3 protein-coding genes are annotated in these 4,055 nt (G+C 70.7%); all 3 read left to right on the top strand.

The genetic code is table 11. The features are described 5' to 3' along the window. Window positions 1–631 (top strand): M20/M25/M40 family metallo-hydrolase (locus G6022_RS06025; RefSeq protein WP_182658568.1); only part of this gene is annotated, 631 nt, incomplete at its 5' end. Then, window positions 628–1,863 carry an MFS transporter gene (locus G6022_RS06020; protein WP_179525571.1) on the top strand — a complete coding sequence of 412 codons (1,236 nt, stop codon included), beginning with the start codon at window positions 628–630 and terminating at the stop codon, window positions 1,861–1,863. The genes G6022_RS06025 and G6022_RS06020, both read left to right, overlap by 4 nt. A 420-nt stretch (window positions 1,864–2,283) precedes the next feature. Next, the coding region (locus G6022_RS06015) for a DEAD/DEAH box helicase (RefSeq protein ID WP_182691177.1) at window positions 2,284–4,055 on the top strand (1,772 nt) is incomplete at its 3' end.

Below are 4,055 nucleotides of genomic sequence, written 5' to 3'. Positions count from 1 at the left end.
GATCGCGGGTGCCGTCCACCGGGTCGCGAGCCGGCACTTCCCCGTCGCGCCCACGGAGGCCAACACCGCCCTCGCCGCGGCGGTCGGGGAGCTCGCCGGGTCGAGCGGTGACGTCGCGGACCTGCCCGCGCACCTCGACGTGCTCGGGCACTTCGGCCCACTGGTGGAGGCGTCGCTCTCCCACACCGCCTCGCCGACCGTCCTGTCGGCCGGGTACAAGACCAACGTCATCCCCTCCGAGGCGTTCGCCGAGATCGACTGCCGCGTCCTGCCCGGTGGCGAGGAGACCTTCCGCGCGGAGATCGAGGACGAGCTCGGACCCGACGTGGCGGTCGACTGGATCTGGCAACCGCCGATCGCCGCGCCCGCCGACGACCCGCTGGTCTCGGTCATCCGGGAGGCGGTCCGCGAGGCGGACCCCGGCTCCCTGGTCGTGCCGTACCTGCTGCCGGCGAGCACGGACAACAAACACCTCGCTCCGCTGGGGATCCACGGCTACGGCTTCGTCCCGCTGCGGGTGCCGGACGAGTTCGACGTCTTCGGCCACTTCCACGCCGTCGACGAGAGGGTCCCCGTCGACGCGCTCCACTTCGGCGCCGATGTCCTGGCCCGTGTGCTCCGGTCGGCGTGAGGGGCCCGTTCTCGGGTAGCCGGACCGCGCAGCCGCGAACACCGCTACCCGCCGATGTGTGGGTACTGGTCGCGGCGGCCTTCGCCGTCGCGATCGGCTACGGTCTCGTCGCACCCGTCCTCCCGCAGTACGCCCGGAGCTTCGACGTCTCCGTGACCGCCGCGTCGGTGGTCGTGAGCGCGTTCGCGTTCTTCCGCCTGGTGTTCGCTCCCGCCGGCGGGTTCCTCGTGGACCGTCTGGGCGAACGCTGGGTCTACATGTCGGGCCTGCTCATCGTGGTGGTGTCGACCCTGGCCACGGGCGTCGCCCAGACCTACTGGCAGCTGCTGGTGTTCCGGGGACTCGGTGGACTCGGGTCGACGATGTTCACCATCTCGGCGATGGCGTTGCTCACCCGCCTCTCGCCACCCGGAGCCAGAGGACGGATCGCCGGGCTCTACGCCACCGCCTTCCTCATCGGCAACATTGGCGGGCCGGTCCTCGGCGGGTTGCTCGCCGGCTTCGGGATGCGGGTGCCGTTCTTCGTCTACTCCTTCACCCTGCTCGTCGCGACCGGAGTGGTGGCGGTGTTCCTCCGGGGAGGCCGCCGGCCCTCGGCGGACGACGGGACGGAGGAGCAGGAGGCGCTGCCGGTGCGCGAGGCACTCCGCCACAGCGGGTACCGCGCCGCGCTCGTGTCGAGTTTCGTCAACGGATGGAGTTCCTTCGGCGTACGGGTGGCCATCGTCCCGCTCTTCGCCGCCGCGAACTTCGACGCCGGTGCGGGGATCGCCGGCACCGCGCTCGCCTCCTTCGCGGTGGGCACCGCCGCCGTCATCTCGGTGGCCGGGTGGTTGTCCGACCGGTACGGACGACGGCCGCTGGTGATCGGTGGCCTCCTGGTGTCCGGGGTGTCCACACTCGTGCTGGGCTGGTGCGATACCGTTCCGCTCCTCGTGGCCGCCTCGGTGGTGGCGGGCATGGGGGCGGGGGTGCTCAACCCGGCACAACAGGCCTCGGTCGCGGACGTGATCGGAGCGGATCGCGCGGGCGGGAAGGTGCTCGCGACCTTCCAGATGGCCAGCGACTCCGGTGCGATCCTCGGCCCGGTGCTGGTGGGTCTCGTCGTGGACCTGTTCGGCTACACCGCCGGATTCGCACTCTCCGGAGGTCTGCTGCTGGCCGCGGTCGTCCCGTGGCTCGTCGCCAGAGAGACCCACGAGCACCTGGTCCGGGGAACCACGGGGGAGTGACCTGCGCCGCCGTGTCGCGAACGGGGCCTCCGACGCCGTAGCATGAGTCACCTCATGAGCAACGACAACGAGGACCGTACCGCCACCGCCGGCGACGAGGTCGAGACCGCCGCCAGCACCCCAGAGACCACCGACCCCACCGCCGAGACGGCGGACGACCGCGTCCCACCCGAGGCCGAGGCCGCCGCAGAGGCGCCCGCCGAGGACGCGTCGGCCCCGGAGGTCCCCGCGGAGGAGGCGTCGGAGCAGGAGTCGCCCGCCGAGGAGACACCGGTCCCTGAGGCGTCCGCCGAGGAGACACCGGTCCCTGAGGCGCCCGCTGTGGAGCAGGCGGACCAGCGCACGCCCCGCAGGGGCGAGTCGGTGGACCGCGCGCCCGACGCCGACGCCGGCGACGGTGACGCGATCACGTTCGCCGACATGGGGCTGGCCCCGGCCGTCGCCCAGGCGGTCAAGGACGTGGGGTACGAGGTCCCCTCCGCGATCCAGGCCGCCATCATCCCGATGGTGATGGCGGGCCGTGATGTCGTGGGGCTGGCACAGACGGGCACCGGCAAGACCGCGGCCTTCGCCCTGCCGATCCTCTCACTCATCGACCCGGCGGTGAAGAGCCCGCAGGCGCTCGTTCTGGCGCCCACCCGTGAGCTCGCGCTCCAGGTCGCCGAGGCGTGCATCACTTACTCCGCTAACATGCCGCAGGTCAACGTGCTCCCGATCTATGGCGGTCAGGCCTACGGGATCCAGCTGTCCGGTCTGCGGCGGGGTGCGCAGATCATCGTCGGTACGCCCGGCCGCGTGATCGACCACCTCAAGAAGGGCACGCTCGATCTGTCGGGTCTGCGCCATCTCGTCCTCGACGAGGCCGACGAGATGCTGGCGATGGGCTTCCAGGAGGACGTCGAGCGGATCCTCTCCGACACCCCGGAGACCACGCAGGTCGCCCTGTTCTCGGCGACCATGCCCTCCGCCATCCGGCGCATCTCGCAGAAGTACCTCACCGACCCGGCGGAGGTGAAGGTCGCCTCCAAGACCTCCACCGCCCCGAACATCCATCAGCGCTACGTCCTGGTCAATCACCGGGACAAACTCGACGCCCTGACGAGGATCTTCGAGGTCGAGGATTTCGACGCGATGATCCTGTTCGTCCGGACCAAGTCGGCCACGGAGGAGCTCGCGGAGAAGCTTCGGGCGCGCGGGTTCTCTGCTGCGCCGATCAACGGCGACATCCCGCAGAATCTCCGCGAGCGGACGATCGAGGCGCTCAAGGACGGCCGTACCGACATCCTCGTGGCCACGGACGTCGCCGCCCGTGGTCTGGACGTGCCCCGTATCAGCCACGTGGTCAACTACGACATCCCGCACGACACCGAGTCGTACGTGCACCGGATCGGCCGTACGGGCCGCGCCGGCCGCAGCGGGCAGGCGCTGCTGTTCGTCACCCCGCGGGAGCGTCGCATGCTCTCCCAGATCGAGCGGGCCACGCGTCAGCCGCTGACAGAGATCCAGCTCCCGAGCGTGGATGATGTCAACGAGATGCGGATGGCGAAGTTCGGGCAGTCGATCACCGAGAGCCTCGATGATCCGAACCTGGCGATGTTCCGCCGGCTGGTGGAGGAGTACGCCAACGAGCACTCCGTCTCGATGGCCGACATCGCCGCCGCACTCGCCACGCAGTCCCGCAATTCCGCCGACTTCCTCATGCGAGAGCCGGAGCGTCCCGCGCGACGTGAACGGCAGGACAACCCGCGTGACACCCGGCGGGATGACCGGCGCGAGCGGCCGGGCCGCGACTTCTCGGACGGCCCCCGTCCCTCGCGCACGGGCAAGGACATGGCCCAGTACCGGATTGCTGTGGGCAAGCGGAACAACGTCAAGCCGGGATCCATCATGGGCGCCCTGGCCAATGAGGCCGGACTCAGTGGCGGCGACATCGGACGTATCTCGATCCGTTTCGATCACTCGATCGTCGAACTCCCGGCGGGTCTGTCCCGGGATCAGATCGAATCGATGCGCGGGATCCGGGTCGCCGGTTCGGAGATCGACATCCGACCGGACTCCGGTCCGCCCGCCGGTCGCCCGTCCGCGGGCAGGGACGACCGTGGTGGCCGTCCCCGCGGTGGCGACCGCGGGGGTCGGGACGACGACCGTCGCGGTGAGCGTCGTGACGACCGGGGCGGGGGATCCCGGCGGGG

The sequence above is a fragment of the Dietzia sp. Cai40 genome, assembly GCF_014145165.1.
GTDB lineage: Bacteria > Actinomycetota > Actinomycetes > Mycobacteriales > Mycobacteriaceae > Dietzia > Dietzia natronolimnaea.
The sequence above is the reverse complement of the archived record's forward strand: the minus strand, read 5'-3'. Positions and strand labels throughout refer to the sequence as shown.